This is a genomic window from Methylobacterium sp. 001424705, from assembly GCF_059816145.1.
This window is the reverse complement of the sequence record NZ_JCBANU010000087.1, coordinates 1-736: the sequence shown is the minus strand read 5'-3', so window position 1 is coordinate 736 and position 736 is coordinate 1. Positions and strand designations below refer to the sequence as shown.

Annotated in this window: 1 protein-coding gene; it reads right to left on the bottom strand. The window is 63.3% G+C overall.

Annotated features, from left to right (window positions below; genetic code table 11):
- Window positions 1-736: integrase core domain-containing protein (locus AC6EUL_RS22870; protein WP_499872908.1), on the bottom strand; the 736-nt coding region annotated here is incomplete at its 5' end.

The following is a 736-nucleotide window of genomic DNA, read 5'->3' as shown; positions in this document are numbered from 1 at the left end:
CTAGCTGTTTGGTCCCGGCATTTGGTGGAGCGGGTTTGATCTGAAGCGTCCGGGCTCGCCGGACCATGCCTTGCAGATGGCCTCGTAGGGCGTGAGACCGCGCAGGGTCTTCAGGCGTCGGCCAAAGTTGTAGGCGCTGACGAAATCAGCGAGGTGAGCGCCGAGCTGCTCGTGGCTGTCGTCGTGGTGGCGTTTGACCGTGGCGTCCTTGATTGTGCGGTTCATCCGCTTGACCTGACCGTTGGTCCAGGGGTGACGCGGCTTTGTCAGGCGATGATCGATATCGTTTCGGGCGCAGGCGGACTCGAAGCTGTGGGCCCGGAATGTCTCGCCGGCTGCAATCGCTTCCCTGATGATGGAGGCAAGTGAAGCGACGTTGCCCGGCGTGGTGAAGTGAGTGCCGTTGTCGGTGAGCACCGTGTGCACCTTGTAGGGCACCGCCTCGATGAGATACCGTAGGAAGTCGCCGGCAACTCGCCGCGTCGCCTTCTCGTGCAACTCGACAAAGGCGAACTTGGTCGTACGATCGATGGCGACGAGCAGGTAGAGCCGTCCTTCCGCCGCTTGGACCTCGGCCAGATCGATGTGGAAGTCGCCGAGCGGATAGGCCTTGAAGCGCGACCGCTTGGGTTTGTCGCCGTCGACCTCCGGCAATCGGCTGATCCCATGGCGCTGCAGGCAGCGATGCAGCGACGAGCGGGTCAGGTGCGGGATCGTCGCTCGGAGCGCGTAGAGG